The organism is Shimia abyssi (assembly GCF_003014475.1).
Lineage (GTDB): Bacteria > Pseudomonadota > Alphaproteobacteria > Rhodobacterales > Rhodobacteraceae > Shimia > Shimia abyssi.
Genome location: NZ_PYGJ01000029.1, coordinates 1 through 20,977 on the forward strand (window position 1 = coordinate 1; position 20,977 = coordinate 20,977).

Genomic DNA, 20,977 nt, shown 5'->3' on the forward strand with positions numbered 1-20,977 from the left:
ATCGCCGCTGTCAGAGTCGTCTTACCGTGGTCAACGTGGCCAATCGTGCCAATGTTGCAGTGCGGTTTGGAACGTTCAAACTTTTCCTTTGCCATTTCAAAGGCTCCTTTTTGTGTGGGTCGGCGGGGTGAACCCCGCCCTACGAGGTTTGGGTAGGGCGGGGTTCACCCCGCCATCCCGATTAAGCGTATTTTGCCTGGATCTCATCCGAGATGTTCTGCGGTACCGGATCATAGTGATCGAACTGCATGGTGAACTGGGCGCGGCCCGACGACATCGAACGCAGTGTGTTGATGTAGCCGAACATGTTCGCCAGAGGCACAAACGAGTCGATTGCCACGGCATTGCCGCGAGGCTCCTGACCTGTCACCTGACCACGACGAGACGTCAGGTCACCAATGATCCCACCGGTGTACTCTTCCGGAGTGATCACTTCGACCTTCATGATCGGTTCCAGCAGTTTCGCGCCAGCAAGACGCATACCTTCGCGCATCGCCATACGTGCGGCGATTTCGAAAGCCAGAACACTGGAGTCAACGTCATGGAACTTACCGTCGATCAGGGCAACCTTAAAGTCGATCACGGGGAAGCCAGCCAGAGGGCCGCTATCCATGACCGAGTTGATACCTTTTTCAACACCGGGAATGTATTCCTTAGGAACAGCACCACCAACGATGCGGCTCTCGAACGAATACCCTTCACCAGCTTCGGTTGGCGAGATGATCATTTTCACCTCGGCATATTGACCAGATCCACCCGACTGTTTCTTGTGGGTGTAGGTGTGCTCAACTTCGTGACCAATGGTCTCGCGATAGGCAACCTGCGGCGCACCGATGTTGGCTTCAACCTTAAACTCGCGCTTAAGACGGTCCACAAGGATGTCCAAGTGAAGTTCGCCCATGCCCTTCATGATGGTTTGACCGGATTCAAGGTCAGTTTCCACACGGAAAGACGGATCTTCAGCGGCCAACCGCTGCAGACCCTGAGACATTTTCTCTTGGTCGGCTTTGGTCTTGGGCTCGACGGCAATCTCGATCACAGGATCGGGGAAAGTCATTGTTTCCAGAACCACAGGATCATTCACCGCACAGATCGTATCACCAGTTGTGGTGTCTTTCAGGCCTGCCAACGCGATGATGTCACCTGCAAACGCTTCGGTGATTTCTTCACGGTTGTTGGAGTGCATCATCATCATTCGACCGATGCGCTCTTTCTTACCTTTGGTTGAGTTCAACAAGGTTTCACCCTTGGAGAGCGTACCCGAGTAGATGCGGGTAAAGGTCAGAGAGCCAACAAATGGGTCGTTCATGATTTTGAACGCCAGTCCAGAGAACGCCATGTCATCATCCGCACGGCGGGCAATGTCACGAACTTCGTCTTCGTCGCCGGGTTTGAAGCCCATGTAATCAACAACGTCCAGCGGGCTGGGCAGATAGTCGATTACGGCATTAAGCAGCGGCTGAACACCTTTGTTTTTGAACGCAGAACCACCCAGAACAGGCACAAACGCCATTTCCAGCGTACCTTTACGCAGCAAAGCGCGCAAGGTTGGAACGTCAGGCTCGTTGCCCTCCAGGTATTCCATCATCGCGTCGTCGTCCATTTCGACAGCCGCTTCGATCATCTTCCCGCGCCATTCGTCGGCCATGTCTTTCAGGCTGTCACGGATCGGAGCTTTGATCCACGACGCGCCAAGGTCTTCACCCTGCCACAGCCATTCTTCCATGGTGACCAGATCAATCAGCCCTTCCAGCTCGGTCTCTGCACCGATTGGAATGCCGACCGGAACAGCAGTCGCGCCGGTGCGGTCTTCGATCATGTGAACGCAGTTAAAGAAGTCTGCGCCGATCTTGTCCATCTTGTTGACGAACACCATCCGAGGAACCTTGTAGCGGTCAGCCTGACGCCACACGGTTTCGGTCTGAGGCTCAACGCCTGCATTTGCGTCAAGAACGCAAACTGCGCCATCGAGAACCGCGAGCGAACGCTCAACTTCAATTGTGAAGTCAACGTGGCCGGGGGTGTCGATGATGTTCAGGCGGTGCTTGGGCGTGTCAGCAGTCTGACCGTCCTCAGTGCGTTCCCAGAAAGTGGTAGTTGCAGCCGAAGTGATGGTGATACCGCGTTCCTGTTCCTGCTCCATCCAGTCCATAGTGGCCGCACCATCGTGCACCTCACCAATGTTGTGGGATTTGCCGGTGTAGTAAAGGATGCGCTCCGAGCAGGTGGTTTTCCCTGCATCGATATGCGCCATGATACCGAAGTTACGGTAATGTTCGAGCGTATAGTCGCGTGCCATTGGCCTAATGTCCTCTGGAAATTACCAACGATAGTGGCTGAAGGCTTTGTTCGCCTCGGCCATTTTGTGTGTGTCTTCCCGCTTTTTCACAGCAGTTCCGCGCGAATTCACGGCATCCAGAAGTTCGCCAGCAAGGCGCTCTTCCATCGTGTTTTCGTTACGATTGCGCGATGCGGTGATCAACCAACGAATCGCCAGTGCTTCACGGCGCTCTGGGCGCACTTCGACAGGAACCTGATACGTGGCACCACCCACACGACGCGAGCGAACCTCGACGCTGGGCTTAATATTATCCAGTGCTTCGTGGAACACTTCAACAGGGGCGCGTTTCACCTTGTTTTCAACGCGATCCAGCGCGTTGTAGACAATCTTTTCGGCAACAGACTTTTTGCCGTCGATCATCAGGTTGTTCATGAACTTGCTCAAAACCTTATCGCCAAATTTGGCGTCGGGCAGAACTTCGCGTTTTTCAGCGGCGTGACGACGTGACATCTCAGCCTCTCCTTCTTACTTGGGACGCTTCGCGCCGTATTTCGAACGACGTTGCTTACGATCTTTAACACCTTGGGTATCCAAAACACCGCGCAGGATGTGATAGCGGACACCCGGAAGGTCTTTTACGCGACCGCCGCGGATCAGAACCACAGAGTGCTCCTGAAGGTTGTGGCTTTCACCAGGGATATACGAAATCACTTCGTAACCGTTGGTCAGGCGAACCTTTGCAACTTTACGCATAGCGGAGTTCGGTTTCTTAGGCGTGGTTGTGTAAACGCGTGTGCACACGCCACGTTTCTGAGGGCACTGCTCCAGGTGCTGCGACTTGGAGCGCTTGATTTTTGGCTGACGCGGCTTGCGGATCAGCTGTTGAATCGTTGGCATAAGGGTCTCTTTCCCGTTTGCTTCCATTTATGCGCGAAGCGAACCCCGCGCGGTTTGTTCTCTTTTTTCAACGCGTGTGCGTGCACAAGCGCAAAAACCGCAATCGTTTCCATTCCGAGGCAAACGACGCGGTGAGTTTACAGAGGTTGTGATCTTCAAAGCAGACCAGAACTTGACCACTACAATTATGAAACGGCTCGGGATTCACTGAACCCAACGCCGGATGAGCGCGCGTATATTAAGAGTCGCACAGCTTGTCAACAGCTGGCACTGGTTGCACCCGGACAGCAGCGATGTCAAAGTTTGGGAGAACCGCGACAAGAGGCAGAATATCATGAACAGCCGCGACATGCAGGTCATCGGAATCTGCCGGTTTTCCTATCCGGCGATAGGCGGGTTTCAAGTGGATCACGGCTCTGCAGAAGACCGAATGGCGTACCTATATGATCCCGCACGAATGGAGCAAAGGTTTCGCTCGTTCGAAACCTTCACGCTACCTCCGCTACGCGCTCAGACCGATCCTGACTTCACTTTTCTGGTCGTCATTGGCAATGCAATGCCACCAAAGTACCTGGACAGACTACACAGCCTATTGGCCGACATCCCTCAGGCGGTGGTTCAAAAACACGCCCCCGGTCCGCACCGACAGGTTATGAAACAAGCCATCAATTCGGTCCGCAAACAGAGCAAAGCCCCGACGTTGCAGTTTAGAATGGACGACGACGACGCAGTTGGTGTCAGGTATGTCGAACGTCTACGCGAAGCCGCTTACGACCTTTCGTCACTCATGTTCAAACATCGCCACATCGCGATTGACTTCAATCAAGGCTTCATCGCATCACCGCACCGAAATGGTATCCATGCAAAGCCGACCGTGGAACACCTTTGGACGGCAGCGTTGGCTATGTGCGTCCGTCCGGGCGTGGACATAACCATCATGAACTTCGGTCACTCAAAACTTGCTCGCTTCATGCCGGTCACCAGCTTTACTGGCGAAGACATGTTCATTCGCGGCCACAGCGAACTTAACGATTCTCGCCAGAAAAAGAACGTGCGCCCGGTAAAGCTCAACCTCATCACCAAGGACGTCGAAGACCACCTCCGTCGCGTTTACAACATCGATGCCGATCAAGTTCGATCAAGCTTTGCCTGACGAACTTTGCGCCCACGGATCAGAGTAAAAACACCGGAGCTCACAACGATCACCGCGCCGATCAAGGTGATCGCATCAGGCCAGTCACCGAACACAACGAACCCGGCCACCAACGCCCAAAGCAAACCGCTGTAGCGGAACGGCGCAACAAAGCTCATTTCGCCAACGCGCATCACTAGAACTGAAAATAGATAGCCGCCCAAGATAAAAACAGCCGCGCCACTCAACAAGGCCCATTGGCGCCCGTCCATCAATACCCACTCAGAACCCAAGCTAGCGATCCCCGCAAATGCGGTGACACCCAGAGAGGCGACGAGCGTCACCGTCAGGGAAGGAGTATCGGTCGACATCTTGCGCGTTGACAGGTCACGCAGCGTTACAAATCCAACAGCGATCAATGCGAAAATCGCGTATTGGTCAAACCCATCTGGCCCGGGGCGCACAATCAAAAGCATCCCGCAAAACCCGACAGCAATCGCCAAAGCTCTGCGCCACCCAACGTTTTCACCAAAGAACAACGCGCCGCCCAAGGTCACCGATAACGGCAGGATTTGCAAAACGGCCGTTACATTGGCGATTGGCATATGAAATAGCGCTGAAATAAAAAAATACGCCGCGCCGATTTCCGCGATTGTGCGAAGCATGATCAGCCCCCAATCGCGACGTGGCAACGACCAGCGAATTCTACCAAGCGAGCGCGCCAACCCCAAAATCAGCAGGCTGGCAAGTATTCCTCGCAGAAACAGCATTTGGAACAGCGGAACGTCCGGGCCAAGTAACTTGATCAACGTGTCATTAAAGGTGAAAGCTGCCATGGAGCAGATCATCAAGAGCGCGCCCTTGGTGTTATCTTGAAGAACCACCAATCTCGTCCTATCGAATGGAAATCACGTGACGTTAGGTGCCCTGCGCTTGAATGCCAATCCCTTCTGGCCAAACGCAGACATTCCAACAAAAAAAGCCCCCGGACGCATTGCCGGGGGCTTTTCAAATATTTGGTCGTTTCAAAGTTTAGTCAAAGGGTCGGCTCTCAGGGGTTTCCACCAAACCACTGTCAAACACATCATCGGCACCAAGATCCTCAACCGGAGCTGCCAAAGCAGCAGCCGTTTCGGCCTCTTCGCGACGCGCCTCGATCACGATATTGTCGCGATCTTGGGCAACCCGGCGCACCGACTGCGTTGCACCGCCGGTACCCGCCGGGATCAATCGCCCGACGATGACGTTCTCTTTCAGACCAACCAGCTTGTCCTTCTTACCCTGAACGGACGCTTCGGTCAGAACACGCGTGGTCTCCTGGAACGAAGCCGCCGAGATAAACGAGCGTGTCTGCAATGAGGCCTTGGTGATACCCAGAAGGATCGGCTCACCCTGCGCCGGACGGCGACCTTCAGACAAAGCCTTCTCATTTGCAGTATCGAACTCGATCTTTTCGACATGCTCGCCTTTCAGCAATGTGGTCTCTCCGCTATCGGAGATCTCCCATTTCTGAAGCATCTGGCGAACGATCACCTCGATGTGCTTGTCGTTGATCTTCACGCCCTGCAAACGATAAACGTCCTGAACTTCGTCGATCATGTAGTCCGCCAGCGCTTCTACACCCATGATGGACAGGATGTCGTGCGGCGCCGGGTTGCCGTCCATGATATAGTCACCCTTCTGGACAAAATCACCTTCCTGTACCGGAATGTGCTTACCTTTGGGCACCATGTATTCGACTGGCTCCATCGACTCGTCGCTCGGTTCGATCGAGATGCGGCGCTTGTTCTTGTAGTCGCGACCAAAACGCACGTAACCATCGATTTCAGCAATGATCGCATGATCTTTAGGACGACGCGCTTCGAACAATTCAGCCACACGTGGCAGACCACCAGTGATGTCCTTGGTTTTGGCACCTTCCCGCGGAATTCGCGCGACAACGTCACCGGCTTTGACTTCCTGACCATCTTCGATCGACAGAATGGCGTCCACAGACATTGGGTAATGCACGGGGTTTCCGGCATCATTGCGAACAGGCTCACCATCGCCATCAACAAGAATGACTTCCGGCTTCAGCTCATTACCACGCGGCGCGGCACGCCAGTCCGACACGATCTTCTGTGTCATACCAGTTGCGTCATCGGTCTCGTCACGAACCGAAACACCCAGAACAAGGTCGACAAACTTGGTCGTGCCTGACTTCTCAGCAATAATAGGCAGTGTGTACGGATCCCATTCGAATAGCTTGTCACCAAAACCAATCGCCTGACCATCTTTGACGAACAGTTTAGATCCGTAACCAACCTTGTGGTTCGCACGCTCTTCACCGTTCTCGTCCATGATGAACAGCTTCATGTTACGGCCCATAACCAGGGATTCGCCGTTAGCGTTTTCGAGAATGTTTGCATTCTCAAAGACAATCTTACCTTCCTGACTTGCCTCGAGGAACGATTGCTGACCACCTTGAGCAACGCCGCCAATGTGGAATGTCCGCATTGTCAGCTGTGTACCTGGTTCACCAATCGACTGAGCTGCGATGATACCAACGGCCTCGCCAGTATTCACCATAGTACCGCGAGCAAGGTCACGGCCATAACACTGAGCACAGACTCCCTCTTCGGCTTCACACGTCAATGGCGAGCGGATGCGTGCCGACGCAACACCGGCGTCTTCGACAATGTCAGCCATACGCTCGTCAATTAATTGCCCATGTGAAACCAGCACTTCGTCCGAAGCTGGGCGCATGATGTCCTCTGCCGCAACGCGGCCGAGAATACGTTCACCCAGAGACGAAACGACTTCGCCGTCGTTAACCGCCGGTTCAGCTGTAATCGCAGTGTCTGTTCCACAATCGTTCATACGAACAATGCAGTCCTGTGCCACGTCCACCAGACGACGGGTCAGATAACCCGAGTTCGCTGTCTTAAGCGCCGTGTCCGACAGACCCTTACGCGCACCGTGGGTTGAGTTGAAGTACTCAAGAACGGTCAGGCCTTCTTTAAAGTTCGAGATGATCGGCGTCTCGATGATGTCGCCGTTTGGTTTGGCCATCAGGCCGCGCATACCGCCCAACTGTTTCATCTGCGTCACAGAACCACGTGCACCCGAGTGGGCCATCATGTAGACCGAGTTCGGTTCCGCTTCGGCACCGTCCTCATCAGTCTGAGCCGCCGAGATGGTGTTCATCATCGCTTCGGTGACTTTGTCGTTACACTTCGACCAGGCATCGACAACTTTATTGTACTTTTCGCCCTGAGTAATCAGACCATCCATGTACTGTTGTTCAAAGTCTTTCACCAGATCACGGGTTTCATCGACGATTGTCCATTTGTCGTCAGGAATGACCATGTCGTCTTTACCAAACGAAATGCCCGCCTTGAACGCCTCACGGAAGCCCATGGTCATAATCTGGTCACAGAAAATAACCGACTCTTTCTGACCGCAGTAGCGATAGACCGTGTCGATCACCGCCTGAACGTCTTTCTTACGCAATAGCTTGTTCACCAGCTCAAATGGCGCTTTGGCATTCTGCGGTAACAGAGAACCAAGGCGCACACGACCCGGTGTCGTCTCTACGCGCTGCATCACTTCCAAACCGTTTTCATCGATCTGAGGAATACGTGCGGTGATCTTAGCGTGCAAATGCACGGTCCCTGAATCCAGCGCGTACTGAACTTCGTCGATCGAGGAGAATATCATGCCCTCACCCTTCATGCCTTCACGCATGATCGTGGTGTAGTAGAGGCCAAGAATCATATCCTGCGATGGAACAATGATCGGTGCGCCGTTCGCAGGCGACAGAACGTTGTTTGTCGACATCATCAGAACGCGCGCTTCCAGCTGGGCCTCAAGGCTCAGTGGAACGTGCACGGCCATCTGATCACCGTCGAAGTCAGCATTGAACGCCGAACAGACCAGCGGGTGCAGTTGGATGGCCTTGCCTTCGATCAGTACCGGTTCAAACGCCTGAATGCCAAGACGGTGCAGTGTGGGTGCGCGGTTCAGCATGACAGGGTGCTCACGGATCACCTCATCGAGGATGTCCCAGACTTCGGGACGCTCTTTTTCGACCAGTTTCTTCGCCTGCTTCACCGTCGATGACAGCCCCTTGGCTTCCAGACGACTGTAAATAAACGGTTTAAACAGCTCGAGCGCCATCTTCTTGGGTAGGCCACACTGATGCAGCTTCAATTCCGGACCAGTCACAATAACCGAACGGCCAGAGAAGTCGACACGCTTACCCAAAAGGTTCTGACGGAAACGACCCTGCTTACCTTTCAGCATGTCGCTGAGCGATTTCAACGGACGCTTGTTAGCACCAGTGATCACACGGCCACGACGGCCATTGTCAAACAACGCATCTACAGATTCCTGCAACATCCGCTTTTCGTTGCGGACGATGATATCAGGCGCACGCAGTTCGATCAGACGCTTCAAACGGTTGTTCCGGTTGATCACACGGCGATAGAGATCGTTCAAATCCGACGTTGCGAAACGGCCGCCATCCAGCGGCACCAGCGGGCGAAGTTCTGGTGGGATCACAGGGATCACGGTCAAAACCATCCACTCTGGGCGGTTGCCGGACTCAAGGAAGCTCTCAACCACCTTCAAGCGCTTGATGATCTTCTTGGGCTTCAGCTCACCGGTTGCTTCGGCCAGATCGGCGCGCAGCTGTTCTGCTTCAGATTCCAGGTCTATTGCCGCCAGCATTTCACGGATCGCTTCCGCGCCGATATTGGCGGTGAACGCGTCCATGCCATAGGCATCCTGCGCGTCCATATACTCTTCTTCGGTCAGCATCTGGCCATATTGCAAGTCGGTCAGACCAGGCTCGATGACAACGTAGTTTTCAAAGTAAAGCACACGTTCCAGATCGCGCAGCGTCATATCCAGCATCAGACCGATGCGGCTTGGCAGCGATTTCAGAAACCAGATATGTGCGACGGGCGATGCCAATTCGATGTGGCCCATACGTTCACGGCGCACTTTTTGAAGCGTAACTTCAACGCCACACTTTTCGCAGACAACGCCGCGATACTTCATGCGTTTATATTTACCGCAGAGACATTCATAGTCTTTGATCGGGCCAAAAATACGCGCACAAAACAGACCGTCCCGCTCTGGTTTGAACGTCCGGTAGTTGATGGTTTCAGGCTTTTTGATCTCACCATAGGACCACGACAGGATACGCTCTGGCGATGCGAGCGACACCTTGATCTCGTCGAACACTTTCGGCGGGGTCAATGGATTAAACGGGTTGTTTGTGATTTCCTGGTTCATAGCATTTCCTTTGCTTTGGTGCGGAGGCGGGTAGGTCGGACAAATTTGTCCGACCTACGGGATCGAGGTGACTAGTCCTCAACCTCCGCATCCAGGAGTTCCATGTTCAGACCGAGGCCGCGGACTTCTTTGACAAGAACGTTGAAGCTCTCGGGCACGCCCGCTTCAAAGTTGTCCTCGCCTTTGACGATCGATTCATAGACTTTCGTCCGTCCAGCCACGTCATCCGACTTCACCGTCAGCATCTCCTGCAGGGTATATGCAGCGCCATAAGCTTCCAGAGCCCAGACTTCCATTTCCCCGAAACGCTGACCACCGAACTGTGCCTTACCACCCAGCGGCTGCTGTGTGACAAGCGAGTACGGACCGGTCGAACGAGCGTGGATTTTGTCATCCACCAAGTGGTGCAGTTTCAGCAGGTATTTGACACCCACTGTCACCGGACGTGCGAACTGCTCACCGGTACGGCCGTCAAATAGGATCGACTGCCCTGAGTGATCGAAACCAGCACGCACCAGCGCGTCGTTCACGTCACCCTCCTTGGCACCGTCAAAGACTGGCGTTGCAATTGGAACACCGCGAGTCACATTGCTCGCCGCTTCGATCAACGCGGTCTCATCCATGTCGCGGATACCTTCGTCGTAAACGTCCTCGCCATACGCGTGCTCAAGAGCATCACGTACCGGTGTCAGATCGCCAGAACGACGGTATTCCTGCAACGCATCGTCAACCTTGATACCAAGGCCGCGCGCGGCCCAACCCATATGGGTTTCAAGGATCTGACCAACGTTCATACGCGACGGAACACCAAGCGGGTTCAGACAGAAGTCAACCGGTGTACCGTCCTGCAGGAATGGCATGTCTTCCATAGGCACAACCCGTGAAATCACACCTTTGTTCCCGTGACGACCAGCCATCTTGTCGCCCGGCTGAAGCTTGCGCTTCACCGCGATGAAGACTTTGACCATCTTCATCACACCCGGCGGCAGATCATCTCCGCGACGGACCTTCTCAACCTTGTCCTCAAAGCGATGCTCAAGTGCGCGTTTCTGGATCTCGTATTGCTCGTTCAGCGCTTCGACAACCTGTGCATCAGCTTCTTCCGCCAATGCCAGCTGCCACCACTGACCACGGCTCAGACTTGCCAGCAACTCTTCGGTGATTTCCGAGTTTGACTTGACGCCCTTTGGACCTTTCACAGCCACTTTGCCAAAGATCATGTCACGCAGACGCGCATAGATGTTACGGTCCAGAATCGCCATCTCGTCATCGCGGTCACGCGCCAGACGTTCGATCTCTTCACGCTCGATTTGCAACGCACGCTCGTCTTTTTCCACACCATGGCGGTTAAAGACGCGCACTTCGACAACAGTCCCGAAATCACCTGGTTTCACACGCAGCGACGTATCGCGCACGTCCGAAGCCTTTTCGCCAAAGATGGCGCGCAAAAGCTTCTCTTCTGGGGTCATTGGGCTCTCACCCTTCGGAGTGATCTTACCGACCAGAATGTCGCCTGGTTCAACATCCGCACCAATGTAAACGATACCCGCCTCGTCGAGGTTGCGCAGCGCTTCTTCACCAACGTTCGGAATATCGCGTGTGATTTCCTCTGGACCCAGTTTTGTGTCACGTGCAGCGACTTCGAATTCTTCGATGTGAACCGATGTAAACACGTCATCGCGCGCAATGCGTTCCGAGATCAGGATCGAGTCTTCGTAGTTGTAGCCGTTCCACGGCATAAACGCGACGACCACGTTTTTACCAAGCGCCAGTTCACCCATATCGGTCGATGGACCGTCAGCGATCACTTCATTCTTGCTGACCGTATCGCCGACTTTCACCAGCGGACGCTGGTTGATACAGGTATTCTGGTTCGAGCGCTGGAACTTGCGTAGACGGTAGATATCTACACCCGCGTCGCCAAGCTCAAGATCAGACGTCGCGCGAATAACGATACGCTGCGCGTCCACTTGGTCGATAATTCCGGCGCGTTTTGCTTGAATGGCCGCACCAGAGTCGATCGCGACCTTTTCCTCGATTCCGGTGCCAACAAGCGGCGCTTCCGCGCGCAGCAATGGAACCGCCTGACGTTGCATGTTCGATCCCATCAGGGCCCGGTTAGCATCGTCGTTTTCAAGGAATGGGATTAGCGAAGCTGCTACCGAAACCAACTGTTTTGGCGATACGTCAATCAGGTCGACCGCGCCCACAGGAGCCATCGTATAGTCACCCGACTGGCGCGTGTTGACCATCTCGTTGATAAACTTGCCTTCACCGTCCAGCGTCGCGTTTGCCTGAGCAACCGTGTGTCGCATTTCTTCGGTTGCGGACATATAGTTCACCTCATCGGTGACTTGTCCGTCGACGACCTTGCGATAAGGCGTTTCAATAAAGCCATATTTGTTCACGCGTGCAAACGTCGCCAGCGAGTTGATCAGACCAATGTTTGGCCCTTCTGGCGTTTCAATTGGGCACATCCGACCATAGTGGGTTGGGTGAACGTCGCGCACCTCAAAGCCAGCACGCTCACGGGTCAAGCCACCTGGTCCAAGCGCCGAAAGACGGCGTTTGTGGGTCACTTCCGAGAGCGGGTTGGTTTGGTCCATGAACTGCGACAGCTGAGAAGAGCCAAAGAACTCGCGTACAGCGGCAGCAGCCGGCTTTGCGTTGATCAGATCCTGCGGCATGACCGTGTCGATTTCGACAGATGACATACGTTCTTTGATCGCGCGCTCCATGCGAAGCAAGCCGACACGATACTGGTTTTCCATCAGTTCGCCAACGGAACGAACACGACGGTTGCCAAGGTGGTCGATGTCGTCAATGTCGCCCTTGCCATCACGCAACTCAACCAGCGCTTTGATGCAGGAGACGATGTCCTGTTTGCGCAAGGTGCGGATGGTGTCTTCTGCATCCAATGCCAGACGCATGTTCATTTTCACACGGCCAACAGCAGACAGGTCATAGCGTTCGCTGTCAAAGAACAGCGTATCAAACAACGATGACGCGGCTTCGACGGTGGGCGGTTCGCCCGGACGCATTACACGATAAATATCCATAAGCGCTGTATCGCGGCCCATGTTTTTGTCTGCCGCCATTGTGTTGCGCATGTAGGGGCCAACGTTGACGTTGTCGATGTCCAGAACTGGAACTTCGGTCACGCCATTGTCGACGAGATCCTTGACCGTACCACCGATCAGTTCACCGTCCTTGTCATACTCCAGCGTTAGTTCGTCGCCGGCTTCCACGTAGATCGCGCCGGTTTCTTCGTTGATCACATCCTTGGCGACAAACTTGCCTACGATATGCTCAAATGGCACCAGGAGATCTGTGATCTTGCCTTCGTCGATGATTTTTTTGACCGCGCGGGGCGTGACCTTTTTGCTCGCTTCGGCAATCACTTCGCCGGTTGCCGCATCCACCAGATCAAATGTCGGGCGCGTGCCACGTACACGCTCGGGGAAGAACTTGGTGACCCAACCTTTGCTCTTATCCAGCGTATAGTTCACCGTGTCATAATAGGCATCCATGATGCCTTCCTGATCCAGACCCAGCGCATAAAGCAAAGTGGTCACTGGTAGTTTACGGCGACGATCGATGCGGGCAAACACGATGTCCTTAGCGTCGAACTCAAAGTCCAGCCAGCTGCCGCGATAGGGAATAATGCGGCAGGCAAACAGCAACTTGCCCGAAGAGTGAGTTTTACCTTTGTCGTGATCAAAGAAAACGCCGGGCGAACGGTGCATCTGAGAGACGATAACGCGCTCAGTTCCATTCACCACAAATGTGCCGTTTGGTGTCATCAGGGGCATATCACCCATAAAGACGTCTTGCTCTTTGATGTCTTTAACCGATTTCGCGCCTGTATCTTCGTCGATATCAAACACGATCAATCGCAGCGTCACCTTAAGAGGTGCCGAATATGTCATGTCGCGCTGCTGACATTCTTCCACGTCGTATTTAGGCTTTTCCAGCTCATAGGACACGAATTCCAGCACGCTGGTTTCGTTGAAATCCTTTATCGGGAAAACCGACTGGAACACTCCTTTGATGCCTTCGCCGTCCATCGGCATTGGCTCATCACCGGAGTTTAGGAAGAGGTCGTACGAGGATTTCTGAACCTCGATAAGGTTCGGCATTTCCAGCACTTCGCGGATTTTGCCGTAATACTTACGCAAACGTTTCTGGCCAAGGAAGCTTTGAGCCATGGTCGATGTCACCTTTCATTTCTCACCGGTCGCGGTTGCCGTCGGGTCCCCGGCACCACGCCCATACGAGACGGACAAAGTATTGGACAATTCCCGGCCACCGTCCCAAAGGCAGCCTCCCGTTCCAAACCTCGCCTTAAGCAGTGCTTTCGCAAAAGCACTCTCTAAGACAGGTTCGGCTGGGCCCGGAACACCGGACCCAGCCTTCAATTTTTCGCGGAGCAGGCCGATCTGCGGCCCCACTCCAAGCCGATTACTTAACTTCGACTTCGGCGCCAGCTGCTTCCAGCTTGCCTTTAACTTCTTCTGCTTCGTCTTTCGAAACGCCTTCTTTGACAGCCTTGCCGCCGGCTTCAACCAGCTCTTTGGCTTCTTTGAGGCCCAAGCCGGTCAGGGCGCGAACTTCTTTGATGACGTTGATTTTCGAGGCACCGGCCGACTTCAGGATAACGTCGAATTCGGTTTTCTCTTCCTCAGCTGCGCCACCGGCGTCTGCAGGGCCAGCAACCATTACGGCGCCACCAGCAGCAGGCTCGATGCCGTACTCGTCTTTGAGGATGGTTTTCAGTTCTTGTGCTTCCAGCAGTGTCAGACCAACGATGCTTTCGGCGAGTGCTTTCAGATCAGCCATTTTAGACTCTTTCCGTTATAAAGTATGTGTTCCAACGTCGGGTATTTACCCACACGCGGTTCTCAGATTGCTTACGCGGCTTCTGCACGATCCTCGATGGTCGACAGAATTCCGGCGATGTTGCTTGCGGGCGCGCCAATTGCACCAGCGATGTTCGAAGCAGGTGCGCCGATACAACCCACGATCGAAGCAATAAGCTCCTCGCGCGAAGGCATTTTCGACACGGCTTCAACACCGGCACGGTCCAGAGCGTTCTCACCCATCGCACCACCAAGAATTTCGAACTTCTTGTTCGTCTTGGCAAAGTCCTCGGCCACTTTGGCTGCTGCCACAGGGTCTTCAGAATAGGTTAGAACGGTCATGCCCTCGAGGTAGTCAGCTATGCTTCCGCAAGGCTTACCCTCAAGAGCGATCTTGGCGAGCTTGTTTTTGGCAACACGAACAGCACCACCCGCGTCACGCGCACGTGCGCGCAGGTCTTGCATGTCAGCAACCGTGAGGCCCGCATAGTGTGCAACCACTACGACGCCAGAGCTTTCGAAGATTTGGCCGAGTTCCTCGACCACTTTTTCTTTCTGGGCTCTATCCACAGTTTTCTCCAAATTTGGGCAGCTCTCGCCGCCCGGCTCATGTTTGCGCACCCAGACTTGGGCACGCGTTCGGGTCCAGTATTACGGGTCCGGAGGCCAGGATCGCTCGAAGGTTAGCCTTCTTGTATTCTTGTCTCGTTTCCCATCTCAGGAAGGAATTATGAGATGATACTCACCCTCCGTCTTGGACAGGCCACCACTATACGGAATCGATTGCTCGAATCCGGCATAGGATGGGCAACGGTCATGTAACGCTCGATTAAGGGCTTTGCAAGTGCATATGTAACACTAACCACGCCGCCGAGAATATCCCGACAGCAATTGCTCTCCACTTTTCAGAGCTGATATTTATGCTAACACAACTCATCCACATAGACAAATCACGCAATCCACTTGGAAATTTTCGCGCCCTTCGGAAATGTAATACATTACATTGCCAGTAAGCAGCTATATTAGAATGGCGATCTGACCGCCCCGTCATTGTTGATTGATCATAGGAGTTTTGATGCCACCCAAGGAACTGAAACTATGCAGCGACATGCTCAGCACAAGTATATCAAACCTTGGCGCGGAAATGCAGTATCTACGAACTGTCGCGGGCGACGATGTGCTCTGGAACGGTGACCCCGCTTTCTGGACGGGTCGGGCCCCAGTTCTGTTCCCAATTGTCGGGCGCGCACCTGGCGACGAAGTTGCGGTCGGCGACCATCATGCGCCAATGTCTCAACACGGCTTTGCCCGCCGCAACGAGTTTACCCTGGAAAAACACACAGCCACGTCGTGCCGTCACATCTTGTGCGCATCGCCAGCCACACGGGCCGTTTATCCTTTCGATTTTGAGCTACAAATCACACATGAACTGATCGGAAACGCCCTGAATGTCGGAACCCGCGTCATAAACAAGAGTGACCGTGTCATGCCATTCGGGTTTGGCTATCATCCGGCATTCCAATGGCCGTTGCCTAATACGAACGGCGCGACACATTTCGTGTCGCTCGCATCGAACAAGAATCCCGACCAACAGCCTCTTTCCGACGGTCTCCTCCAACAGGGAGTGGTTTCGGGGCCCTTTAAAAATGGAATCTTAGAAATAACTGACGAAATTTTCGCAAACGATGCCTTAGTATTCCCCAACGGTTCTGACGCGCTGCGTTACGGCCCCAAAGAAGGCCCCGTCCTGAGCTTTGAGTTCTACAACCTGCCCGATCTCGCCCTATGGCGCCCCCTTGGCGCACCCTTTTTGTGCATCGAGCCATGGCACGGCACGGCGGCACTCGTTGGGGATGGCCCGCAAATCTCAGACCGCCCTAACAGCATCTCACTGCCCCCAAGCGAAGCCATCACCTTTGGCTATTCCGTCACAGTGGACATGCGCTAGAAACGAAAAAGGGCGCTCCAACCAGAGCGCCCTCAAATTCTCATCACTGCAGCAGATTACTGCGCAGCAGCGTTGTCCACAGAAATGGTCACGCCCGGACCCATGGTCGAGCTCAGCGCGATTTTCTTGACGTAAGCACCTTTGGCGCCCGACGGCTTGGCTTTCAGTACAGCTTCCATAAAAGCGCGCACGTTCTCAACCAATTTGCCCTCGTCGAAAGAGGCTTTGCCCAGACCTGCGTGTACAACACCGGCCTTTTCGACCTTGAACTGTACTTCGCCGCCTTTGGCGTTTTTCACAGCGTCAGCAACATCCATGGTCACCGTGCCAACTTTTGGGTTTGGCATCAGGTTACGTGGACCAAGCACCTTACCCAAACGACCAACGACGGGCATCATGTCAGGCGTTGCAATGCAGCGATCAAAATCGATGGTACCGCCTTGGACGGTTTCCATCAGATCTTCTGCGCCAACGATGTCAGCGCCAGCGGCCTGAGCTTCTTCAGCTTTCGGGCCACGTGCAAAAACAGCAACGCGAACAGTTTTACCGGTACCGTTAGGCAGACCAACAACACCGCGGACCATCTGGTCGGCGTGGCGCGGATCAACACCCAGCTGAACGGCGATTTCGACAGTTTCGTCGAACTTAGCCGTGGCGTTGCCCTTTACAAGAGCAACAGCTTCTTCAACAGTCAGGTTGTCTTTGCCTGCAAACGCTTCACGCGCGGCGGCAGTACGCTTACCAAGTTTAGCCATTACTTCACCTCGATGCCCATAGAACGTGCCGAGCCAAGGATGATCTGCATAGCAGCATCGATGTCGTTCGCGTTCAGGTCTTTCATTTTGGCTTCGGCGATTTCTTTCACCTGCGCCGGGGTCACCGAACCAACAGTCTCACGACCAGGGTTGGTTGCACCAGATTTCAGCTTGGCCGCTTTTTTCAGGTAGTAAGACGCAGGTGGCGTCTTGATGTCCATGGTAAAGGACTTGTCCTGATAGTACGTGATCACGGTCGGGCACGGCGCACCGGGCTCCAATTCCTGCGTTTTGGCATTAAACGCCTTGCAGAATTCCATGATGTTGATACCGCGCTGACCCAGCGCTGGACCAACGGGGGGGGATGGGTTGGCTTGACCTGCAGGAACCTGCAGCTTCATTGTACCAGCTAGCTTCTTAGCCATTTGGTTTTCCTTTCAACGTAGGCGAAACGCGTTCCGCCCGGTTTGTGTTGCGTGGTCCGGCGGCGCATCGCGATGTCCCAACCTCCCACGAGAGAATCTCGCCCAAAGACGATGCATGCGCCTACACCGGTTCCGTCGTTGTGACAAGGGTGGAGTCATGACATACCGCTGGAAACTGGTTTCGACGATCGATTCTCACCGTCCTATTCAGCCCTTCGCTTGGGCAACGGAAGAGAGCCTCGACGATTGGCGGCCGCTCTCTGTAAGTGAGATTGTAGTCTCATATTGACGCCTGGCTTCAATTCAAACCGAAACTCAACTTGTTTTTTTCTACGTCAATACTTTCAAAAGCGAGCATTTGAACACTCGAGTCGCTATTTTTTGGAGAAGCCACGACCGCTCACTCGGGCGCTCTCACACCTGACGAACCATTCAAACCCGGTGAGCATCTTCATGACTGGCCCACCATTTCGCTTGATGAGTTTCTCGAACGTACGGATGAGTTGATTGTTCAAGCCAGCGGCAAGAGAATTCCATTCACTCGGATGCTAGTTGACCGAGATACAAGGAAGTCGCGCTTCGAAACTGAGAACATAATTGCCTAAAAGGCATATTAGAGCAAAAGGGTAATTTGATTGCCTTAAAGTGGACCAACGCGAAACCGACTTCGTCCTGCCGCTGATTAAATTTCAAAAAATCTGGCCCCTTCCAAGAGAGCCCCCAACTGGCCAACAGATGGATTTCTTGACTACAGCGAATTACGTGAGGATGCCCTTTATGTCTTGCGTTATTTTGATTGGCTAACATGCAGTCTCGCCAAATTCTTTTGCCGCAGAATTTGACTATTACTACAAAAAACAGAAAACGCCGCAACAGGTATTCCTGTGCGGCGCTTAAGCTCTCAATTCAGCAACCTTACACTTGCTTGGTAACCTGCGTGAACTCCAGCTCGACCGGGGTTTCCCGACCAAAGATCGACACGGTCACTTTCAGACGCTGATTGTCGTCGTCCACTTCTTCGACCATACCATCGAAATCTTCGAATGGCCCGTCGTTGACCTTGACCTTTTCGCCGATGTCAAAGCTGATCAACAGTTTGGGTGCAGCTTCGCCTTCTTCAACACGGCCCAGGATACCCTGCACCTCGGCGTCGCGCATTGGCATTGGTCGACCCTGTGGGCCAAGGAACCCGGTGACGCGGTTGATCGAATTCACCAAATGATATCCTTGATCGCTCATTTCCATGTGCACAAGCACATAGCCCGGCATGAAACGGCGTTCAGTTGTGACTTTCTTGCCGCGACGTACCTCGATGACTTCTTCTGTCGGCACCAGAACTTCGTCGATCTGCTCTTCCAAACCCTGCTCTTCTACAGACTGACGAATCTGTTCAGCGACCTTCTTTTCGAAGTTCGACAGCACACTGACCGAATACCACCGTTTCGCCATTTTTTCGTCTTTCCCGTCTGTGCCGGCACCGCCGGATATAATTTTACTCACCCGTTTAGGGCGCGTTCAGGACCACGAAATCTGCGTGCAACTCGAATCGCCACACGCCATGTCCCAAAGTAGGCCTGCACCTACCGTCCTTGCTCTACTATTTCAAGGGGTAAAGCCGTTCTGAAACTGGCCAGCGAGACTTACAGTATCCCAACGTTTCCTTAACCGAACAGGCCCAAGACGCCCTGCAATCCACTACGGATAAGAATATCTACCAAGGAGAAGAATGCAGCCGTCAGCGCAGTCATGACAAACACCATAACAGTCGTCAAAAGCACTTCCCGGCGGGTCGGCCAGACCACTTTCGAGACTTCCGCCCGAACCTGCTGAATAAATGTGATCGGATTGGTTTTCGCCATGACGCTTCTTCTTTGCCTTGATCAAAGGCTCACATACTCGGGCCTCAGCATGAATTCAAGACCCGTTTGCGTTTCAACCTCTCAATCTCGCTAATCGAGCCTCGAACCCTGGGTCAATCAGCCCTTCCCACGGGTCGTCTTCACTTACCGGTTTATATAAGAATGAATGCCAACGTGATGGTAGTACTCTTTGAAGCGACTCGGCGCGTGCGGTATCGGCCCAAACATACCTTTTCAAAAAGTGAAGCAAGAGTCGCGCCATCCGGTCTTGTCCAACAAAGACCCCAACGAGCAGCACAGCAAAGAGAATAATCAAAGCCAAAATTGGCACGAACAAAGGACGCCACACGCTCACACTGCCAAAAATGAGCAAGGAGAGCCCTCGTGGCGTGGTCAATAGCTTTCGCACGACACGTCCGGGCATCTTCTCCACCAGCGTCAACTTACGCCGACCGCTTCGCTCTTGATAAGTGTCTGGCCCGACATCATTTACTAGGCCCTGCAATTCGATCGCGTTTTTCGCAACTTGATCCGGCGCAGCATCCGTAAAGTTTGAAATGGCTCTAACTGCCGCACCACCTCCGCCCACTAAGTCATCACCAGGGTCCTCAGTTTCGGAAACCAGAGTGCGAATAGTTTCCAGTGTTCTGCTGGAGAATGGCTCCCCAGATTTCACTATGTGTTCCCCAAATCGTCGAGCAGCAGCGCTCTCACGTTCAGTCCATCCTTCTTCACTCATCTCCGATCCCTCAAAGACAAGCCCCAACCCAAACGAACAGCAGCTACTCGTTGTGTTTCAGAAAACAAAGTCGCTTTGAATTGAACCTTGTGAGCCCCCAAGGATAAGATTGCGCAAGAATACGGCGAATAAATGGCGAAATTACGACGAAGACGCGCCTCCAAGAACGGACTATCCACAGCCTTCCACACTAACGCTACGCGGAAATCGCTCTTACGATGGATGGATGAGCCATAGATGATCGGTTCCGAGTACCTTTGGCCGGGGCGCTTCCACGAACGGCTGTATATTTCGACACGGCAATACGCTCGCTCAGTCCGAGATTGGGTGAAATCGATCGGACAGGGACCTAGCGCGTATCGAACCCATTCTAAGCGCCGAGGCCGAGACGCTTTCAACCCAGTTCGGGCGTGTCCCGGACATGGTGTTACAGCGCTATTGGGGCCACGAGGCACCCTAAGAATACCCCCAAGAGATTCTCAGGTGCCGGTAAATTGGGGTTTTCGTTCCAATTCAATGAATTGCTTTTCACAATGCAGGAAAGGCAGAAAAGAAATTCAGCCATGCACATGACAGGTCGAGAATCGGCCACAAGAAGGAAAGCCGCACAGATGGGCCAAGACCAATTGGCGGGAAAAGCAAGCGTTGCGAGCCGCACGGTATCTTATTGGGAAAACAAGCCAGTTTTCAATCTAGGTTCTGACGCCGTGATGAATGCGGGTTTGATGGGGGCTACACCATCGTCAAAGACTATGTGCGGGCCAAGAAGCGTGGTGGCAAAGAGATGTTCGTGCCGCTGTCA

At 53.7% G+C, this 20,977-nt stretch carries 16 protein-coding genes; 2 read left to right on the forward strand and 14 right to left on the reverse strand.

Features of this window, described 5'->3' with window-relative positions; translation table 11 throughout:
- From CLV88_RS22160 to rpsL, 4 genes are all read right to left on the reverse strand, one after another.
- The coding region (locus CLV88_RS22160) for a GTP-binding protein (RefSeq protein ID WP_131822069.1) at positions 1 to 95 on the reverse strand (95 nt) is incomplete at its 3' end.
- Positions 96 to 181: 86 nt separating this feature from the next.
- The gene (gene fusA, locus CLV88_RS22165) at positions 182 to 2,299 is read right to left on the reverse strand and encodes an elongation factor G (protein ID WP_106610594.1); all 2,118 of its coding nucleotides are present in this window, start codon (positions 2,297 to 2,299) and stop codon (positions 182 to 184) included.
- Positions 2,300 to 2,320: 21 nt separating this feature from the next.
- A complete protein-coding gene (gene rpsG / locus CLV88_RS22170) occupies positions 2,321 to 2,791 on the reverse strand; it encodes a 30S ribosomal protein S7 (RefSeq protein WP_106610595.1) in 471 nt (156 codons plus the stop codon).
- 15 nt (positions 2,792 to 2,806) lie between these two features.
- The gene (rpsL, locus tag CLV88_RS22175) at positions 2,807 to 3,178 is read right to left on the reverse strand and encodes a 30S ribosomal protein S12 (RefSeq protein ID WP_054000841.1); all 372 of its coding nucleotides are present in this window, start codon (positions 3,176 to 3,178) and stop codon (positions 2,807 to 2,809) included.
- A gap of 334 nt (positions 3,179 to 3,512) precedes the next feature.
- On the opposite strand from rpsL, the gene CLV88_RS22180 reads away from it, so the two are divergent.
- Entirely contained in the window at positions 3,513 to 4,331 is an 819-nt protein-coding gene (locus CLV88_RS22180; protein ID WP_243403762.1) for a putative rhamnosyl transferase, read from the forward strand.
- Here the strand turns inward: CLV88_RS22180 and CLV88_RS22185 are convergent.
- The 5 genes from CLV88_RS22185 to rplJ form a co-directional block, all read right to left on the reverse strand.
- Entirely contained in the window at positions 4,307 to 5,194 is an 888-nt protein-coding gene (locus CLV88_RS22185) for a DMT family transporter (RefSeq protein ID WP_106610596.1), read from the reverse strand. The two genes, CLV88_RS22180 and CLV88_RS22185, sit on opposite strands and share 25 nt — an antisense overlap.
- A 148-nt stretch (positions 5,195 to 5,342) precedes the next feature.
- Positions 5,343 to 9,590 (reverse strand): DNA-directed RNA polymerase subunit beta', encoded by a 4,248-nt coding sequence (gene rpoC, locus CLV88_RS22190; RefSeq protein ID WP_106610597.1) that lies wholly within the window; start codon positions 9,588 to 9,590, stop codon positions 5,343 to 5,345.
- Between the two features lie 71 nt (positions 9,591 to 9,661).
- Entirely contained in the window at positions 9,662 to 13,798 is a 4,137-nt protein-coding gene (gene rpoB / locus CLV88_RS22195) for a DNA-directed RNA polymerase subunit beta (RefSeq protein WP_106610598.1), read from the reverse strand.
- A gap of 253 nt (positions 13,799 to 14,051) precedes the next feature.
- The gene (gene rplL, locus CLV88_RS22200; RefSeq protein WP_106610599.1) at positions 14,052 to 14,429 is read right to left on the reverse strand and encodes a 50S ribosomal protein L7/L12; all 378 of its coding nucleotides are present in this window, start codon (positions 14,427 to 14,429) and stop codon (positions 14,052 to 14,054) included.
- A gap of 71 nt (positions 14,430 to 14,500) precedes the next feature.
- Complete coding sequence (gene rplJ / locus CLV88_RS22205) at positions 14,501 to 15,019, reverse strand: 50S ribosomal protein L10 (protein ID WP_106610600.1); 519 nt, start codon at positions 15,017 to 15,019, stop codon at positions 14,501 to 14,503.
- A gap of 505 nt (positions 15,020 to 15,524) precedes the next feature.
- Here rplJ and CLV88_RS22210 point away from each other — a divergent pair.
- Positions 15,525 to 16,397 (forward strand): aldose 1-epimerase family protein, encoded by an 873-nt coding sequence (locus CLV88_RS22210; protein WP_106610601.1) that lies wholly within the window; start codon positions 15,525 to 15,527, stop codon positions 16,395 to 16,397.
- 56 nt (positions 16,398 to 16,453) lie between these two features.
- On the opposite strand, the gene rplA is transcribed toward CLV88_RS22210, so the two are convergent.
- The 5 genes from rplA to CLV88_RS22235 form a co-directional block, all read right to left on the reverse strand.
- On the reverse strand, positions 16,454 to 17,152 hold the full coding sequence (rplA, locus tag CLV88_RS22215) for a 50S ribosomal protein L1 (RefSeq protein ID WP_106610602.1): 699 nt from the start codon (positions 17,150 to 17,152) through the stop codon (positions 16,454 to 16,456).
- A complete protein-coding gene (gene rplK, locus CLV88_RS22220; protein ID WP_106610603.1) occupies positions 17,152 to 17,577 on the reverse strand; it encodes a 50S ribosomal protein L11 in 426 nt (141 codons plus the stop codon). The genes rplA and rplK overlap by 1 nt, the downstream gene beginning before the upstream one ends.
- Before the next feature lie 915 nt (positions 17,578 to 18,492).
- Positions 18,493 to 19,026 carry a transcription termination/antitermination protein NusG gene (gene nusG / locus CLV88_RS22225; protein ID WP_106610604.1) on the reverse strand — a complete coding sequence of 178 codons (534 nt, stop codon included), beginning with the start codon at positions 19,024 to 19,026 and terminating at the stop codon, positions 18,493 to 18,495.
- Positions 19,027 to 19,238: 212 nt separating this feature from the next.
- Complete coding sequence (secE, locus tag CLV88_RS22230) at positions 19,239 to 19,436, reverse strand: preprotein translocase subunit SecE (protein WP_106610605.1); 198 nt, start codon at positions 19,434 to 19,436, stop codon at positions 19,239 to 19,241.
- Positions 19,437 to 19,509: 73 nt separating this feature from the next.
- A complete protein-coding gene (locus CLV88_RS22235; RefSeq protein WP_106610606.1) occupies positions 19,510 to 20,175 on the reverse strand; it encodes a hypothetical protein in 666 nt (221 codons plus the stop codon).
- Positions 20,176 to 20,977: the final 802 nt, after the last annotated feature.

Bases quoted from the DNA above. Each gene is read 5' to 3' on its own strand.
- fusA (WP_106610594.1), bottom strand. From the start codon at position 2,299: ATGGCACGCGACTATACGCTCGAACATTACCGTAACTTCGGTATCATG.
- rpsG (WP_106610595.1), bottom strand. From the start codon at position 2,791: ATGTCACGTCGTCACGCCGCTGAAAAACGCGAAGTTCTGCCCGACGCC.
- rpsL (WP_054000841.1), bottom strand. From the start codon at position 3,178: ATGCCAACGATTCAACAGCTGATCCGCAAGCCGCGTCAGCCAAAAATC.
- CLV88_RS22180 (WP_243403762.1), top strand. From the start codon at position 3,513: ATGAACAGCCGCGACATGCAGGTCATCGGAATCTGCCGGTTTTCCTAT.
- rpoC (WP_106610597.1), bottom strand. From the start codon at position 9,590: ATGAACCAGGAAATCACAAACAACCCGTTTAATCCATTGACCCCGCCG.
- rpoB (WP_106610598.1), bottom strand. From the start codon at position 13,798: ATGGCTCAAAGCTTCCTTGGCCAGAAACGTTTGCGTAAGTATTACGGC.
- rplL (WP_106610599.1), bottom strand. From the start codon at position 14,429: ATGGCTGATCTGAAAGCACTCGCCGAAAGCATCGTTGGTCTGACACTG.
- CLV88_RS22210 (WP_106610601.1), top strand. From the start codon at position 15,525: ATGCCACCCAAGGAACTGAAACTATGCAGCGACATGCTCAGCACAAGT.
- rplA (WP_106610602.1), bottom strand. From the start codon at position 17,152: ATGGCTAAACTTGGTAAGCGTACTGCCGCCGCGCGTGAAGCGTTTGCA.
- rplK (WP_106610603.1), bottom strand. From the start codon at position 17,577: ATGGCTAAGAAGCTAGCTGGTACAATGAAGCTGCAGGTTCCTGCAGGT.
- nusG (WP_106610604.1), bottom strand. From the start codon at position 19,026: ATGGCGAAACGGTGGTATTCGGTCAGTGTGCTGTCGAACTTCGAAAAG.
- secE (WP_106610605.1), bottom strand. From the start codon at position 19,436: ATGGCGAAAACCAATCCGATCACATTTATTCAGCAGGTTCGGGCGGAA.
- CLV88_RS22235 (WP_106610606.1), bottom strand. From the start codon at position 20,175: ATGAGTGAAGAAGGATGGACTGAACGTGAGAGCGCTGCTGCTCGACGA.